This window comes from Caballeronia terrestris, from assembly GCF_001544515.1.
GTDB lineage: Bacteria > Pseudomonadota > Gammaproteobacteria > Burkholderiales > Burkholderiaceae > Caballeronia > Caballeronia terrestris.
Window position 1 is genome coordinate 70,765 of record NZ_FCOL02000026.1, and the last position, 15,404, is coordinate 86,168.

The following is a 15,404-nucleotide window of genomic DNA, read 5'->3' on the forward strand; positions in this document are numbered from 1 at the left end:
CCCGCAAAATCGGGGGCTACATTGTCAGAAGGGCTTCACACCTCGCGGTTACCCACGACGCATGCCTTCATAGGCTACCGTTGGTCGTACAACGGGTTCACTGCCTCGGTACACTGAGGTCGAACAATGACAAATCGAGCTTCCGCTCGAACATTAACAAACCCCGCGTTGAAAGCACGGGCAACTGCAAACATCAATCCGCTCGGTAGGCGGAGTTGAAGCCGCGAACCAGGCGGAGCTTGATGGTAACCAAGCTGTTGCAATGCGATTCCCGACACTTCACCGGGTCTCGCTTTGTTACACAAGTGTCAGCGCAAGGGCCAACGATGGACAGCTTTCGCCGTCAAGGTTCGATGCGACGTGTCGCACTGAGCGTTGTAGTGTAATGGGCTGTCCTCGAATAGGCAACCGCGCGCAGGCGCCCGGCCCGCATGGTTCGGGCGGCAGCGGGCATGCTTTAATCACACGATCGTTCGTTCCCAATGAAAGCTGCGCACATGCATTGCCTTCGACTTGCCGCGCCGCACCAATGGAAGTACGCTTTGCGCCGTCGCCGAGAGCGCCCGTGCGCCGCGCCGACGTCGTTTCCCTCCCTCACAACCGGAATCCGCTCATGATCGTATTCGTCACTGGCGCGTCGGCCGGCTTCGGCGCCGCCATCGCCCGCACTTTCGTGAAAGGCGGCCATCGCGTGATCGCGACCGCGCGGCGCAAGGACCGTCTTCTCGCGCTGTCGAAGGAACTCGGCGACGCGCTCTTGCCGATCGAACTCGACGTCCGCGACGACGCCGCCATCGCCGCCGCCCTCGCCTCGCTGCCCGAAGCGTTCTCGCAGATCGACGTCCTCGTGAACAACGCGGGCCTCGCGCTCGGACTCGAGCCCGCGCAGCGCGCGAATCTCGACGACTGGAAGAAGATGATCGACACGAACTGCACGGGCCTCGTCGCGGTCACGCACGCCGTGCTGCCGGGCATGGTCGAGCGCAATCGCGGCCACGTGTTCAACATCGGCTCGGTCGCGGGCACCTACCCGTACGCGGGCGGGAACGTTTACGGCGCGAGCAAGGCGTTCGTGCGTCAGTTCAGCCTGAACCTGCGCTCGGACCTGGCGGGCACGGCACTGCGCGTCACCGACATCGAGCCGGGCCTGTGCGGCGGCACCGAATTCTCGAACGTGCGCTTCAAGGGCGACGACGAGAAAGCGGCCGGCGTCTACAAGGACCTGCAGCCGCTCACGGCCGAAGACATTGCCGATTCGATCTACTGGATCGCGACGCGCCCCGCGCACGTCAACGTCAACGCAATCGAGCTGATGCCGATCGCGCAGACGTTCGCACCGTTGCAAATTCATCGCGGCTGAATGCCTCATTTGGCGTCAGTTGCGTGGCTTCCGGTAAAATGCGCGGATGAATATGTCTAGCAGCGAGCCTCAGCGGACAACTGGGCAGGCGACTGAGCGCGCGAACGACCCGCAGATTTTCGACTGGCCGATTCGCGTGTACTACGAGGACACCGACGCCGGCGGCATCGTCTTCTACGCGAACTACCTGAAGTTCTTCGAGCGAGCGCGCACCGAATGGCTGCGCGCGTGCGGCATCGACCAGCAAAAGCTGATCGAGTCGGATGGCGTCGTGTTCGTGGTGAAGCGCACGGCGGTCGATTATTCGGCGCCGGCGCGGCTCGACGATGTCGTGCGCGTCGCGAGCCGGATCGAGCGGCTCGGCCGGGCGTCGGTGGATTTTCACCAGGAAGCGTGGCGCGACGGCGTTCTGCTCGCAGCCGGCGACATCCGGGTGGCATCGGTCGATCATTCGTCCTTCCGGCCCACCGGCATTCCGAAAGCGGTGCTCGAGGGATTGAAGCGCGGGCCGGCCGTGAATCACGCATGAATGCCGCGCAGCCCTATGAGCGCCGTCAGAAACAATGAACTCGTCGTGACCTGAACAACACCAAGCCTGCGGTGCAGGGCAAGCAACATCGAGCATGAGCCGGCGGAAGCCTGGACTTTCAACAGCGTCACGAAAGCCTGACACACCTCTGACCGGACGCCCCTTCCGGGACGTAACAGCGGACCTTTATGAACAACACACAAGACCTGTCGATCGTTTCTCTCGTAATCCACGCGAGCCTGCTTGCGCAGGCCGTGATGGCGCTGCTGCTGATACTGTCGCTGCTATCGTGGACTTTCATCTTCCGCAAGTGGTTCGCCATCCGGCGCGCCCGCGCGCAGACCGAGCGCTTCGAGCGCGATTTCTGGTCGGGCGGCGACCTCCAGGCGCTGTATCAGAGCGCCGCCAACAACCGTCACACGATCGGCGCGCTCGAGCGTATCTTCGAATCGGGTATGCGCGAATTCCTGAAGGGCAAGGAACGCCGCATCACCGATCCGGGCGCGATCCTCGACGGCTCCCGCCGTGCGATGCGCGCCGCCTTCCAGCGCGAGATGGACGTGCTCGAGGCAAATCTCGCGTTTCTCGCGTCGGTGGGGTCGGTGAGTCCGTATATCGGTCTATTCGGCACGGTCTGGGGGATCATGAATTCGTTCCGCGGTCTCGCGAACGTGCAGCAGGCCACGCTCGCGAACGTGGCGCCGGGTATTGCGGAAGCGCTCGTCGCGACCGCGATCGGCCTGTTCGCGGCGATTCCGGCGGTGGTCGCTTACAACCGCTACGCACACGATATCGACCGCCTGGCGATCCGCTTCGAGACGTTCATCGAAGAGTTCTCGAACATCTTGCAGCGTCAGGCGCACTAAGGAGCACGCGATGGCCGGAGGCCCCACTCGTTCCAGCATGCGCGGCAGTTCACGCCGCGCGATGTCCGATATCAACGTCGTGCCTTATATCGACGTGATGCTCGTGCTGCTCGTCATCTTCATGGTGACGGCGCCGCTCGTCTCGCCGTCGATCATCAACCTGCCGACGGTCGGCAACGCGCAGCCGCAGGAGCAGACGCCGCCGCTCGTCGTCAACATCAAGGCCGACGGCAGCATGAACGTCCGCTACAAGGAAGACGGCGGCGCGGCACAGCAGCAGAACATGACAAAGGATCAGCTCAACACATTCGTGCTGAACCGGCAGGAGTCGCATCCTGACCAGCCGGTCGTGATCGCCGCCGACAAGACGGTGAAGTACGAAGTCGTCATGAACGTGATGTCCGACATGAAGGCGCGCGGGGTCAAACGCGTCGGATTGCTAGTCAAATCGCAATGACCACCCGGCAGACCCGCGCCCGACCCATACGTCCGCCGCGCGAACGCGGCACGTGGAAAGCGTTCGCGCTCGCCGCGCTGATGCATCTGCTGCTCGGCTGGCTGCTGTATCACGGCATCAATTGGCAGAACAACACGCCGGCCGGTTCCGAAGCGGAACTGTGGACGGAGATTCCGGACCTGTCGACGCCGACGCCCCGCCCCGCTCCGCCGCCGCCCGTGCCTGTCAAGGTGCAGCCCGCGCCGCCGCCCGCGAAGGACGAAGAAGCCGACATCGCGTTGCAGGAAAAGAAGCGCAAGCAGCAGGAAGCCGCGGCGCGCGAGGCGCAACTCGCGGAGCAGCGTCGCCAGCAGCAACAGGAACAGCAGGAAGCCGAAGCGAAACGTCAGCAACAGCTCGCTGCGCAGCAGGCGGCAGCGGTCGCGGCGCAGAAGGCCGCGCAGGAAAAGCAGAAGCAGGTCGAGAAGCAGAAGCAGGCGGATCAGCAAAAGCTCGATCAGCAGAAACAGCAGCAACTGAAGGCGCAACAGCAGAAGGACGCTGAAAAGCTCGAGCAGCAGAAGGAACAGAAGGACGCCAAGGAGAAGGCCGACGCGCAGGCGAAATCCAAGGCGGACGCCGATGCGAAAGCGAAGGAAAAAGCCAAAGCCGATGCTGCGGCGAAAGCCAAGCTCGATGGTGAACGACGCGCGCGCCTCGCGCAGTTGCAGGGGCAGGCGGGCGGTGGATCGAGTGACAGCGGTGAAGGGCTTGCGAAGAGCGGTACGGGGCGCGGCGCGGGTGGGAATGCGACATCGGCCGGATATGCGGAGAAGGTGCAGCGGCTTGTGCGGCCGAAGATCGTGTGGAGCGGTGAAACGACCGGCCTCGAGACCGTGGTGACGGTGCGTTGCGCGCCATCGGGTACGCTGCTTTCGTCCAGCATCTCGCGTTCGAGCGGCAACGAGCAATGGGACCAAGCGGCTTTGCGCGCGGTACAGCGCTCGGATCCGATGCCGGTCGACATCAACGGCCAGGCGCCAGCGTCCTTTACCATTACGCTGCGTCCGGCCGGCGGCTGATGGCGGATTTGACCGTGTGGGAACGAATCGTGCAGCCGGCGGTCTGTTCTGCAGTTTCGAATAGTTTAAAAATCGCTTTTGGGAACGTATACAGCATGAGTTTGATGACAAAGCTTGGCCTGAGGACGCTGATCGCGTCTTGCCTGATCGCCGCCGGCACCGCGCATGCGGAGCTGAACGTGCTCGTGACCGGCGTCGGCTCGACGCAGTTTCCGATCGCGACCGCCAACTTCGCCAACGAGGCGAACTCGCCGCAGCAGGTGAGCGCCATCGTGCGTCAGGATCTGGCGCGCAGCGGCAAGTTCACCAACATCGAAGCGGGCAGCACGCCGGTCGCCGAAACCGATTCCGTCGATCTCGGGAGCTGGAAGGCAAAAGGCGCCGACGCGTTCGTCTCCGGCAGCGTGACGCGGCTCGCCAACGGCCAGTACGAAGTGCGCTTCCGCCTGTACGACACGGTCAAGCAGCAAAGCCTCGGCGGCCTCTCCCTCGTCAGCCCCGAGAGCGGCCTGCGCATGAGCGCGCACAAGGTCGCCGATTACATCTACGCCAAGCTGCTCGGCGGCCGCGGCGTATTCGCGACGCGTCTGTCGTACGTCATCCAGACGGGCGGCAAGTACCAGTTGCAAATTTCCGATTCCGACGGCCAGGACGCGCGCATCGCGCTCAACAGCCCCGAGCCGATCATCTCACCCGCCTGGTCGCCTGACGGCACGAAGGTCGCGTACGTCTCGTTCGAGAAGAAGAAACCGGTCGTCTACATCCACGACCTGCCGACGGGCAAGCGCATCGTCGTGTCGAACCAGAAGGGCAACAACAGCGCGCCGGCGTGGTCGCCGGACGGCCGCAAGCTCGCGGTCGCGCTGTCGCGCACGGGTAACACGCAGGTTTTCGAAGTCAATGCGGATGGCAGCGGCCTGCGCCGCCTGACGCAAGGCAGCTCGATCGACACCGAGCCCGCCTACTCTCCTGACGGCAACTCGATCTACTTCACGAGCGATCGCGGGGGCCAGCCGCAGATCTACAAGATGTCCGCGAACGGCGAAAGCGCCGGCGCGGCACAGCGCGTCACTTTCACGGGCAACTACAATACAAGCCCGCGCGTGAGCCCGGACGGCAAGCAACTCGCGTACATTTCGCGTACTGGCGGCGGCTTCAAGCTGTACGTGCAGGACCTCGGGTCCGGCTCGGCAACAGGCCTCACCGACACGACGCACGACGAATCGCCCAGCTTCGCGGCGAATGGTCAGTACATCCTCTACGCCACCCAGGTGAACGGGCGTGGCGTGTTGGCTGCCGTTTCGACCGACGGTCGGACGCGGCAAGTCTTGTCCGTGCAGGGTGGCATCGTACGCGAGCCGTCCTGGGGTCCGTTCATGCAATAACCTCATGCATTTAGTTGCGCAATAACACAAGGAGAGTAACCATGATGTCAAAACTTCGTGTCGGCTTTGCAATTGCGATGGTCGGTGCGCTCGCCGCCTGTCATTCGGGCGTGAAGCTCGATGAAGGCGCGAACAAAGGCGCCGGCGGCGCCACTCAACCGAACCCGAACGACGTGACCACCGTCAACGTCGATCCGCTGAACGATCCGAACAGCCCGCTCGCCAAGCGCAGCATCTATTTCGATTTCGACAGCTACGCAGTGCGCGACGACTACCAGCCGCTCGTGCAACAGCACTCGCAGTACCTGAAAGGCCATCCGGAGCGTCGTGTCCTGATCCAGGGCAATACCGACGAACGCGGCACGAGCGAGTACAACCTCGCGCTCGGCCAGAAGCGTGCTGAAGCCGTGCGTCGCGCGATGTCCCTGATGGGCGTCGCCGATACGCAGATGGAAGCCGTGAGCCTCGGCAAGGAAAAGCCGACGGCGACGGGTCATGACGAAGCATCGTGGGCCCAGAACCGTCGCGCCGATCTCGTTTATCAACAGTAACGTAACCAGTCACGGGTGAGTCGCCCTATGTTGTATCGCTTTCCCTCGCTGCGCGTTGCCGCAGCAGCTTGCGTGGTCGCGAGTGCAGCCGCTTCGGCGCTCGTCGTTTCGCCCGCGCACGCGGGTGTCTTCGACGACAACGAAGCGCGCAAGGCCGTGCTCGACCTGCGCACGAAAACGGACAGCCTGTCGAGCCAGTTGTCCGCAGCACAGCGCACCATCCTCGATCAATCGAATCGTATCGACCAGTTGAATCAGCAGGTCGCGACGTTGCGAGGCCAGAACGAGGACATGTCCAATCAGCTCGCCACAGTGCAGAAGCAGCAGAAAGACTATTACACCGACCTCGATGCCCGGATGAAAAAGTTCGAGCCGCAGCAGCAGACGGTCGATGGCATGCAGGGCACCGTGCAACCAGGCGAGACGGAAGCGTTCAACGCGGCGTCGACACAGTTCCGCAACGGCGACTTCAAGAACGCCGCGGCGTCGTTCAAGACGTTCGTGTCGAAGTTTCCGCAAAGCCCGTATCAGCCGACCGCGCAGTACTGGCTCGGCAACGCGCTGTACGCGGAGCGCGACTACAAGGGCTCGACGGCGATTTGGCAGAATCTGGTGAAGGCCTATCCCACGCATCCGCGGGCGCCTGAAGCGCTGCTCGCAATCGCGAACAACCAGATCGAACAGGGTCAGAAAGCCGCTGCGAAGAAGACGCTGGAGCAGATCATCTCGCAATACAGCGGCACCGAAACCGCGCAGACGGCACAGAGCAGGATGTCGCAGGTGAAGTAAGGCGAGCTTCTCTTCGAACTCGCGCCTCTCGCTGAAAGAAAGGCCTGCAGCTTCGCCGCTGCAGGCCTTTTCTTATGGACATTCGCGGTGCGCCGAGGTCCGTCCCGGTTGACAGGCAGCCGGGCGCGTGACTATAATTTCGGCTCTTTGGGTCGTTAGCTCAGCTGGTAGAGCAGCGGACTTTTAATCCGTTGGTCACAGGTTCGAATCCCGTACGGCCTACCAAAGACATGAAGGCTCCCGCGCAATCGGGGGCCTTTTTCGTTTGCGATGGGGTACGCCGGGTTCACTTTGGCGATGTGAATCTTCGCGATCGGTGCGCGTGATACCTGCAATTTCGGCCTCTGTTTCTTTACGCGCGTGATGGTTCTGATACCACGCCACGGCCACGGCGATTAGCACGGCGACAACCGCGCCGACTGACTGAATCCAGTAGTGATCTTTGGATTATCGTTAGCCCGTATCGGTGTGCAAAAAACGGCGCTGGAATTAAAGACGCCAACCAGAGAGGAGCAGTCCTGCATCATCGGTGATCTTGTTGTTGATTTCGCGCGCACTATCGCAGACCAAACGCTTGCTCAGTCGCCCGCGCCAGGCCACCGCCTGTGCCTTGTGATCCATCGCTTGTTGCCGGGAAATCGATATCAAGGCGCAAGTCCGCAAAGATACCCCACTTCCCCAAAAGGGAACGCCCTCCTTCCCCAATCGCCATCACGAACGCGTGCGCCAAGCACGATCATTTGATTCGTAGGCCCATTTCCCCGAGCATCGCCATCGAAAACCCAGCCGACACGCAAAGGACCCACCATGCCGTGCTCGTCATCGACAAAACGATATTCCGCCCTCGCAATCCTGCTCGCGGGTTTCGTCGGCATCGGGTCGGCGTTCGCCGTCTATCACAACAACCGAGGCCCCGCGCCGCTGACGCTCGGCGACGGCAGGACCGGTTCCGCCGACATGGTCTGGATCGCCGGCGGCGATTTCGTCATGGGCAGCGATCATCGCGACGCGTTGCCCAACGAAGGCCCCGCGCACCGCGTGCGCCTCGGCGGGTACTGGATCGATCGATACGACGTGACGAACGCCGAATTTGCGCGGTTCGTTGTCGCGACCGGCTACGTCACGACCGCCGAGCGCAAACCTGCCTGAGAAGAGCTCAAAGTACAGGCGCCGCCCGGCACGCCCGCACCCGACGACAGCCTCCTCGTCCCCAGCGCGCTCGTCTTCTCCGGCACCGACCAGCCGGTCCGGCTCAACGACTACACGCGCTGGTGGAAATACGTCCCCGGCGCGAACTGGCAGCATCCGGAGGGTCCGGGCAGCGATATCGTCGGCAAGGAGGCGCATCCGGTCGTCCAGGTGTCGTACGAGGACGCGCAGGCCTATGCGAAGTGGGCGCGCAAACGCCTTCCGACCGAAGCCGAGTGGGAATACGCCGCGCGCGGCGGTCTGGAACAGGCCGATTTCGCGTGGGGCGCCGAGTTCGCGCCCGGCGGACGCAGGATGGCCAACACCTGGGACGACGCCGCACGCCCCTTCCCCGTCGTGGCGAAATCGAACGAAAAGGTGCAGGTCGGCACGTCGGCGGTCGGACGCCATGCGCCCAATGGCTACGGTCTCTACGACATGGCCGGCAACGTCTGGCAGTGGGTCGGCGACTGGTATCGGGCGGACGCGTTCCGCATCGAAGCGACTGCGTCGAAAGTCCCGACGAATCCCGCCGGCCCGCAAGACAGCTTCGACCCCGAACTCGGTCCGACGGCCCATGCGCCGCTACGCGTGACACGCGGCGGCTCGTTCCTCTGCAGCGACACCTATTGCACCAGCTATCGCATGAGTGCCCGGCGCGGCACCGATCCGATGAACGGCATGTCGCATCTCGGATCAGGCTGGCGATGGATCAGTCCGCGTGGGAAGCGCGCCAGGGAACGGCCAACTAACACACGAGCACGATCAAAGCCACTGTGAAAGCGCTGCGGGGAGACGACATTGGAGTCACTTCCGGAACGACGCATCGTGCTGGTCGAGGACGATCGCGACATGCGCAACGCGCTCCTCGTGCTGCTGAAAACACTCGGGTACGCGCCGATTGAGTACGCGTCCGCGGAACGCGCACTGAGCGACGCCACGTTCGAAGGCGCGGGCTGCATGCTGGTCGACATCCATCTGCCGGGCATGAGGGGCACGGACATGGTCCGCCAGCTCAGGGCGCGCGGCTGCGACTGGCCCGTGGTCTTCACTACCGGCCACGACGACGAACGTTACCGGATCGAAAGCTCGAAACTGCACGCGCAGTTGCTGCGCAAGCCGTTCGGCGGCGCGGCGTTAAGCGAAGCGCTCGACCGCGCGAAAGCAGAAGAAAAGGACTAGGCCCGCTCGTTTTGCAGCACCTCATGCTGAACCATCGCAATCAAGCGAAAGGAGAACGCCATGATCGATAGTCACTCGCTCGATGAACACGGGCGCGCCGCGCCGCCTCCACCCACACGAAAGGCTCAGCGTGCATCGATCGCGTGGCTCGCAGGCAAGATCACGCTCGGACTCGCGCTGACGCTGAGCCTGGCGCTGCCCGGCTGGGGACAAGGCGTGCCGCAGGGCAATTACAAGATGGGCGAAGTCCTGCCGATCCAGCCGCCGGCGCAGGCGCCCATCACCGAGATGGACTGGCGCAAGGTCAAGCCGCCGGAACGCTTCGTCGTGAAGCCGCCGAAGGGCGCGCCCAACGTGCTCGTGATCCTGATGGACCAGGCGGGCTACTCCGATCCGTCGACGATGGGCGGACCGATCCACACGCCGACGATGGACCGCCTCGCCGCCAATGGCCTTACCTACACCAATTTCCACGTCAACCCGCTTTGCTCGCCGAGCCGCGTCGCGCTGCTCACGGGACGCAACTCGCATCAGAACAGCATGGCGGGCGTGACGGGCACCAACACGAACTATCCGGGCGACTCGGGCATCCGGCCGCTCACCATCTCGACCGTCGGGACGATGCTGCAAAGCTGGGGCTATCTCACGAGCTACTTCGGCAAGAACAACGAAGTGCCGGACAACGAGGTGAACATCAGCGGCCCGTTCGACCGCTGGCCGACCCGCAGCGGTTTCGACAAGTTCTACGGCTATCTCGCGGGCGAGCAGTCGTCGTTTCATCCGAATCTGGTCGACGGGACGACCTACATCGCCACGCCGCGCGATCCGAACTACCACTTCAATCGCGACCTGACGAACAAGGCACTGGACTGGGTCCGCGCGACGCATTCGCTCACGCCCGACCGGCCGTTCTTCATGTATTACGCGCAGAGCGCGAGCCACCCGCCTCACACACCGCCGAAAGACTGGTTCGAGCGCGATCCGTACAAGGGCAAGTTCGACCAGGGCTGGGACAAGCTGCGCGAGGAAACGCTGCAGCGGCAGATCAAGCTGGGCATCGTGCCGCCGGGCACCAAGATCGCGAAGAATCCGGACACAGTGTAGAAATGGGACTCGCTCGACGCGGATTCGAAGAAGGTTTTTTCGCGTGAGATGGAGGTCTATGCGACGCTGACCGAGAGCGCGGACTTCGAGGTGGGCCGCCTGGTCGATGGCCTCAAGGGCCTCGGCATGCTCGACAACACGCTGATCTTCTACATTTTCGGCGACAACGGCGGGTCGGTGGTGGGTGACCTGAACGGCACGTTCGTCGAATGGTCGAGCCTCAACGGCGCGCCGGAAGACGTGCCCTATCTCCTCTCACGCCTGAAGGAATACGGCACCGAGAACTCGTATCCGAACTACGCCGTCGGCTGGGCGATGGCGGGCAGCACGCCGGCGACGCTCGGCATCACGTTCTCGAGCGGCGGCGGGATCATGTCGGGCATGGTCGTGCAGTGGCCTGCGGGCATCAAGTCGAAGGGCGAGAAGCGAAGGCAGTACACGCATCTGATCGACGTCGTGCCGACGATCCTCGATGCGGTCGGCATTCCGGCGCCGAAGGTCGTCAACGGCGTCGAGCAATTGCCGATGCCCGGTGTGAGCATGCGCTACTCGTTCGACAACGGCAACGCGCCGGAGCGGCATCGCGTGCAATACACGGAAACCGCGGGCAACCGGAGCATCTACCAGGACGGCTGGCTCGCCGCGACGATCCACAGCGCCTTGTGGGAGCCCAAATTGCGCACCGATGACTTCTCGAAGGACAAATGGGAGCTCTACAACCTGCGAGAGGATTTTGGGCAGGCCACCGATCTCTCGGCGCAATTTCCGCAGAAACTCGAGCAGATGCAGGCGCTCTTCATCGAGGAAGCCCGCAAGAACAACGTCTTCCCGCTGGACGACCGCCGCGCCGAACGGCTCAATCCTGAAGTCGCGGGACGGGCCGACATCATGTACGGGAGGAAGGAGCTGACGTTGTATCCCGGCATGCCCGGGCTGACCGAGAACAGCTTCATCAACACGAAGTCGGTCTCGCACACGATCACCGCCGAGCTCGAGATTCCGAAGGGAGGCGCGACCAAGGGCGTGGTCATGTCGCAGGCGGGCATGTTCGGCGGCTGGAGCCTGTATGTAGTCGACGGCAGGCCGAAGTACACGTACAACTGGCTCGCCCGCGAGCATTACGTGATCGAGTCCCATGACCCATTGCCTTCCGGTCACGTGACGCTCGTCTACGACTTCAAGTACGACGGCGGCGGCCAGCACAAGGGCGGCACCGGCACCTTATACGTGAACGGGAAGAAAGTCGCCGAAGGCCGCATCGCGAAGACGATGGGCTCGCTCTACTCGCTCGCCGCCGAGACGGCGAACATCGGGGAAGATGCGTACTCGCCGGTCACGAACGACTATGACCCGTGGGACAACGCGTTCACCGGCACGATCGCCAAGGTGACGATCAAGTCGCAGTAAGTACGTTGGGCAGCGAAGGTTTCTTCCGAAGCCTTCGCTGCCCGCTCACGACGCTCCCGCTGGCTGCTTCAGCAGTTCGATCAGTTGCGAGATCGAACGGATGCCGAGCTTTTGCATGATGCGGGCGCGGTAGGTTTTCACCATGCGCTCGGACAGGCTCAGATCCGCCGCGATCGTCTTGTTGAGCTTCCCGGACGCGAGCCCCGCGACGACGCTCCTCTCGCGCTCCGACAGCGATTCGAAAAGACACCGGACATCGCTTGCACGCTCGCTTGCGCGCCGCGTCTCGCGATCGCGTTCGATCGCCCGCGCGACCGCGGCAAGCAACTCGTCTTTCCTGATCGGCTTGGTCAGGAAGTCGAGCGCGCCCGCCTTGAACGCCCGCGCGCACATCGGAACGTCGGCTTGCCCTGAGAGAAAAATCACCGGCAGCGGCGAGCGCCGTTCAGCCAGCGCTTCCTGCAGATCGAGACCGCTCGGGCCGCCGGGCATCCGCACATCGAGCAGCAGGCAGCCCGGAGCGCGCGTGGCATCCGACAGCAGGAAATGTCCGGCATCGGCGTAAGTGCGCACCTGATAGCCCGCGACGCGCAGCAGCACCGCGACGGCTTCGCGCAGGTCGTCGTCATCGTCGACGACGTGGACGATCGGGATGATCGAGGACGTCATGTTTCCAGCACTCCCTTACGGGATTGCCCCGTGCTTTCCGCGACCCGCAGCGTGACGCGGATCGTCGCGCCCGCGCCTTCGTTGTTGAGCGCCGCGAGTCGTCCGCCGTGCGCTTCGACGATCGAGCGGACGATCGTGAGGCCGAGTCCCAGGCCCGTCGGCTTGGTCGTGAAGAAGGAATCGAAGAGATGTTTCTGAGCCTGTTCCGACAGCCCGTGCCCCGAATCGGACGCCGCCAGCGCGACTTCGTGCGGACCGGCGGGCGATGTCGAGAGAGTCAGGCGGCGCTTCGTGACGGGCACGTCCTTCATCGCGTCGATGGCGTTCAGGATCAGGTTCAGCAGCACCTGCTGCAGCGCCGACTTGTCCCCGACGATGCGCGGCAGGTCGCTCGCGAGCGCGAGTTCGCAGGCTACGCCCGCATCGGAGAAGCTGCGGATCATCAGATCGTTGGCTTCGCGGACGACGTCGTTCAGATGCAGCGGACGCAGTTCCAAAGGCTTGCCGCGCGCGAGCGACCTCACCTTCTGCACGACCTCGCTCGCGCGGGCGCTCGCACGCTGGATGCTCGCGACGACCATCGCGGCATCGGCGGACATCGGCGGGCTTTTTTCGAGCATCATCTGCGCGGCGTCGGCGCTGGTCATGATCGCGCCGAGCGGCTGGTTGATCTCGTGCGCGATGCCCGCCGTCAGTTCGCCCAGCACGGCGAGGCGCGACGCCTGGTCGAGCGCGCTGCGCTGCTCTGCGGCGGCGTGTTCGGCGCGATTGGCGCGGCGCCGCTGGATCAGGAGCGAGGCGATCAGCCCGGTCTGCGCGAAGACCAGGAGCGCGCCGATGCCGAGCTCCACGCGATATCGCTTGAACAGCGGATCCGGCTTGTAAAGCACCTTCGTGCCGGGCGGGAGCAGGCTCGTATCGATATTCCAGCGTTGCAGTTGCCGCCAGTCGACCGTCATCACCGACGGCGGCGACGGCGGCGACGGCATGATCGACGACGCACTTCGTCCCGCATTGCGAAGGATGCGCAGTGCGAGTTCGCCGGCCATCGCGCCCTGCTCCTCCCAGTTCGAAATCGATCCGCCGATGATGCCCGCGCCGAGATACGTGCTGAAGAAGCTGAAGATCGGCGAATGCGCTCTATCGGCGAAGAGGCGGATGAGATCGCGTGGAATGAACGTGTTGCCGTTCGCATCGCGAAAGACGCTCGAATAGAGAATGATGGTGCGCGCGGGAAGCTGCGCGACGCGCTCCAGCATGCCGTCGAGCGGCGCGTCCGAAATCCAGGTGACGGGCAGACCATGCGTGCGCTTGGCCACCGTACTTTCGATGCGTCTGCGCCACGCCTGATCGTACGTCGAGGTCCCGGCGATCACCGCGATTCGATCGGCGTTCGGCTGCAAGCGCCGCGCGAGGTCGAGCGTGCCCGCGACATCGAACGACATCCGTACGCCCGATGCATGCGCGGAGAGCGCGTGGCCCAGAAGATCGTCGTCGGGGATGCCGCAGAAGACGATGGGGACATCGGGCCAGAGCGCGTTCGCGTTGCGCTCCAGGAAACCCAGTGCCGGTTGCCGCAGCGCAATGACGACGTCGGGCTCGCGTTGCGCAAACTTCGTTTTCAGATATTGCGTGATGACGGTATCGGGCGGCGGCGTGCCGGACTCGAGCGCATGCAGCGGCTCGGTGACGAATTCGACGGTCGCGTCCGACTCGCGCGCGAAGACTTCGCGGATTCCGCGATCCTGTGCGATAGCCGAGGGCAGATAGGGATCGCCGCCTTGCATGATGAGCACGCGCCAGCGGACGGCGGGGGAAGTGTCGGCGAAGGTTGAAGCGCTCAGCAGCACGGGAACTCCCACCGCGAGCGCGTTGAACATGCGCCTCGAGTAACCGGGAAGACGCCGATGACGTTGAACGCGTCGATGCACGTTATTCGTCTCCATGCGGCGCGAAGCGCGCGAGCCGAAGCGGCTCGTCTCGCGCCTCCGCCGCTCTCTGCGATCGAAGCCGAACGGACCTCGAAATCATCGCATTACTCCTGTCGGCGCGGACGCCGCGCTGGTCATTGTCCACAACAATTCTAGTGCGACAGACGCGCGGAATACGTCGAAATTAGGATTGGCTTTCGATAAATTACAAGTCGCGAATACTAATGGCGCGCGTTCCGGGCGGCGAAATAATCGAATTGCCGCGATAAAGGCTAGATCGCTGATCGAATCTGCAGACGGTTCATTGCCGACGACAATACCGTTGCCTGACAACACCCGACATACCGGGTATCTTTACGTTCCAGCGCACCTTGGCGCCATTTGAAAAACATACGAGAAAAGGAGAATCGCAATGAATGCACTGAAACCACTCAAGCTGGCGGCTGGCGTTCTGGTCGTCGCGGTATCGATGAACGCGGGAATCCTCAGCGCCTACGCACAATCCAGCGACGCCGCGCCCGCCACATCGGCGGCGCCGAGCGCGAAGTCGTCGAAAGCGGCGAACCGGGCGCTCGCCAAGGACGTGCGCAAGAGCCTGACCAAGACAAAGGGCTTGAGTTCGTCGAATATCACGGTCCGCGCGAACGGCGGCGCCGTGACCCTCGCGGGCACCGTCCCCGATGCCGCGCAGATCGACAAGGCGGGTGAGGCAGCGAAGGGAACGGCGGGCGTCACGTCAGTCAAGAACGCGCTGACGATTCGCGCGATCGGGCAATAAACGCACTCGGACCGGCAACAACCATCGCTGCCGGTCCGAGGACGCCGATTAAAGCACCTTGTTCCTGTCCAGCTTCTTGCCGGACTCGGCGTTATACCGCTCGACATATTCACCGAGCAGTTCCCGAATCGCCCGGCCGATCTGCAC

At 63.4% G+C, this 15,404-nt stretch carries 14 protein-coding genes, 1 tRNA gene and 2 pseudogenes; 14 read left to right on the plus strand and 3 right to left on the minus strand.

The window, feature by feature from the left end; translation table 11 throughout:
* Positions 1-613: 613 nt before the first annotated feature.
* From ydfG to AWB67_RS21015, 9 genes are all read left to right on the plus strand, one after another.
* Positions 614-1,360, plus strand: a complete 747-nt coding sequence (ydfG, locus tag AWB67_RS20975; protein WP_087658148.1) for a bifunctional NADP-dependent 3-hydroxy acid dehydrogenase/3-hydroxypropionate dehydrogenase YdfG — start codon at positions 614-616, stop codon at positions 1,358-1,360.
* Between the two features lie 52 nt (positions 1,361-1,412).
* Positions 1,413-1,889: a tol-pal system-associated acyl-CoA thioesterase gene (ybgC, locus tag AWB67_RS20980; protein WP_087658167.1), complete on the plus strand. Its 477-nt coding sequence runs from the start codon at positions 1,413-1,415 to the stop codon at positions 1,887-1,889.
* 188 nt (positions 1,890-2,077) lie between these two features.
* On the plus strand, positions 2,078-2,755 hold the full coding sequence (tolQ, locus tag AWB67_RS20985; RefSeq protein WP_062632685.1) for a protein TolQ: 678 nt from the start codon (positions 2,078-2,080) through the stop codon (positions 2,753-2,755).
* Positions 2,756-2,765: 10 nt separating this feature from the next.
* Positions 2,766-3,212, plus strand: a complete 447-nt coding sequence (gene tolR, locus AWB67_RS20990) for a protein TolR (protein ID WP_087658149.1) — start codon at positions 2,766-2,768, stop codon at positions 3,210-3,212.
* On the plus strand, positions 3,209-4,273 hold the full coding sequence (gene tolA / locus AWB67_RS20995) for a cell envelope integrity protein TolA (RefSeq protein ID WP_087658150.1): 1,065 nt from the start codon (positions 3,209-3,211) through the stop codon (positions 4,271-4,273). The genes tolR and tolA overlap by 4 nt, the downstream gene beginning before the upstream one ends.
* 95 nt (positions 4,274-4,368) lie before the next feature.
* On the plus strand, positions 4,369-5,658 hold the full coding sequence (tolB, locus tag AWB67_RS21000) for a Tol-Pal system beta propeller repeat protein TolB (protein WP_087658151.1): 1,290 nt from the start codon (positions 4,369-4,371) through the stop codon (positions 5,656-5,658).
* A 41-nt stretch (positions 5,659-5,699) separates the two neighbouring features.
* Positions 5,700-6,209, plus strand: a complete 510-nt coding sequence (gene pal / locus AWB67_RS21005; protein WP_087658152.1) for a peptidoglycan-associated lipoprotein Pal — start codon at positions 5,700-5,702, stop codon at positions 6,207-6,209.
* A 27-nt stretch (positions 6,210-6,236) separates the two neighbouring features.
* Positions 6,237-6,998 carry a tol-pal system protein YbgF gene (ybgF, locus tag AWB67_RS21010; protein ID WP_087658153.1) on the plus strand — a complete coding sequence of 254 codons (762 nt, stop codon included), beginning with the start codon at positions 6,237-6,239 and terminating at the stop codon, positions 6,996-6,998.
* A 149-nt stretch (positions 6,999-7,147) separates the two neighbouring features.
* Positions 7,148-7,223, plus strand: a tRNA-Lys gene (locus tag AWB67_RS21015).
* A gap of 264 nt (positions 7,224-7,487) precedes the next feature.
* Here AWB67_RS21015 and AWB67_RS43005 read toward each other — a convergent pair.
* Positions 7,488-7,619, minus strand: a complete 132-nt coding sequence (locus AWB67_RS43005; RefSeq protein ID WP_268808092.1) for a hypothetical protein — start codon at positions 7,617-7,619, stop codon at positions 7,488-7,490.
* 186 nt (positions 7,620-7,805) lie between these two features.
* On the opposite strand from AWB67_RS43005, the pseudogene AWB67_RS21020 reads away from it, so the two are divergent.
* The 4 genes and pseudogenes from AWB67_RS21020 (at position 7,806) to AWB67_RS41890 (ending at position 11,879) form a co-directional block, all read left to right on the plus strand.
* Positions 7,806-8,938 (plus strand): annotated as a pseudogene (locus AWB67_RS21020) (formylglycine-generating enzyme family protein).
* A 49-nt stretch (positions 8,939-8,987) separates the two neighbouring features.
* A complete protein-coding gene (locus AWB67_RS21025) occupies positions 8,988-9,368 on the plus strand; it encodes a response regulator transcription factor (RefSeq protein ID WP_125477632.1) in 381 nt (126 codons plus the stop codon).
* 288 nt (positions 9,369-9,656) lie between these two features.
* A pseudogene (locus tag AWB67_RS41885) lies at positions 9,657-10,946 on the plus strand (sulfatase-like hydrolase/transferase); the annotation flags it as partial.
* 450 nt (positions 10,947-11,396) lie between these two features.
* Positions 11,397-11,879: a LamG-like jellyroll fold domain-containing protein gene (locus AWB67_RS41890; RefSeq protein ID WP_235025245.1), complete on the plus strand. Its 483-nt coding sequence runs from the start codon at positions 11,397-11,399 to the stop codon at positions 11,877-11,879.
* Positions 11,880-11,924: 45 nt separating this feature from the next.
* Here AWB67_RS41890 and AWB67_RS21040 read toward each other — a convergent pair whose 3' ends face one another.
* Both AWB67_RS21040 and AWB67_RS21045 read right to left on the minus strand, forming a co-directional pair.
* Complete coding sequence (locus AWB67_RS21040; RefSeq protein WP_087658157.1) at positions 11,925-12,548, minus strand: response regulator transcription factor; 624 nt, start codon at positions 12,546-12,548, stop codon at positions 11,925-11,927.
* Positions 12,545-14,428 carry a sensor histidine kinase gene (locus AWB67_RS21045; RefSeq protein WP_159964889.1) on the minus strand — a complete coding sequence of 628 codons (1,884 nt, stop codon included), beginning with the start codon at positions 14,426-14,428 and terminating at the stop codon, positions 12,545-12,547. Before AWB67_RS21045 ends, AWB67_RS21040 begins: the two co-directional genes overlap by 4 nt.
* Positions 14,429-14,891: 463 nt before the next feature.
* On the opposite strand from AWB67_RS21045, the gene AWB67_RS21050 reads away from it, so the two are divergent.
* The gene (locus AWB67_RS21050; protein ID WP_087658159.1) at positions 14,892-15,257 is read left to right on the plus strand and encodes a BON domain-containing protein; all 366 of its coding nucleotides are present in this window, start codon (positions 14,892-14,894) and stop codon (positions 15,255-15,257) included.
* Positions 15,258-15,404: the final 147 nt, after the last annotated feature.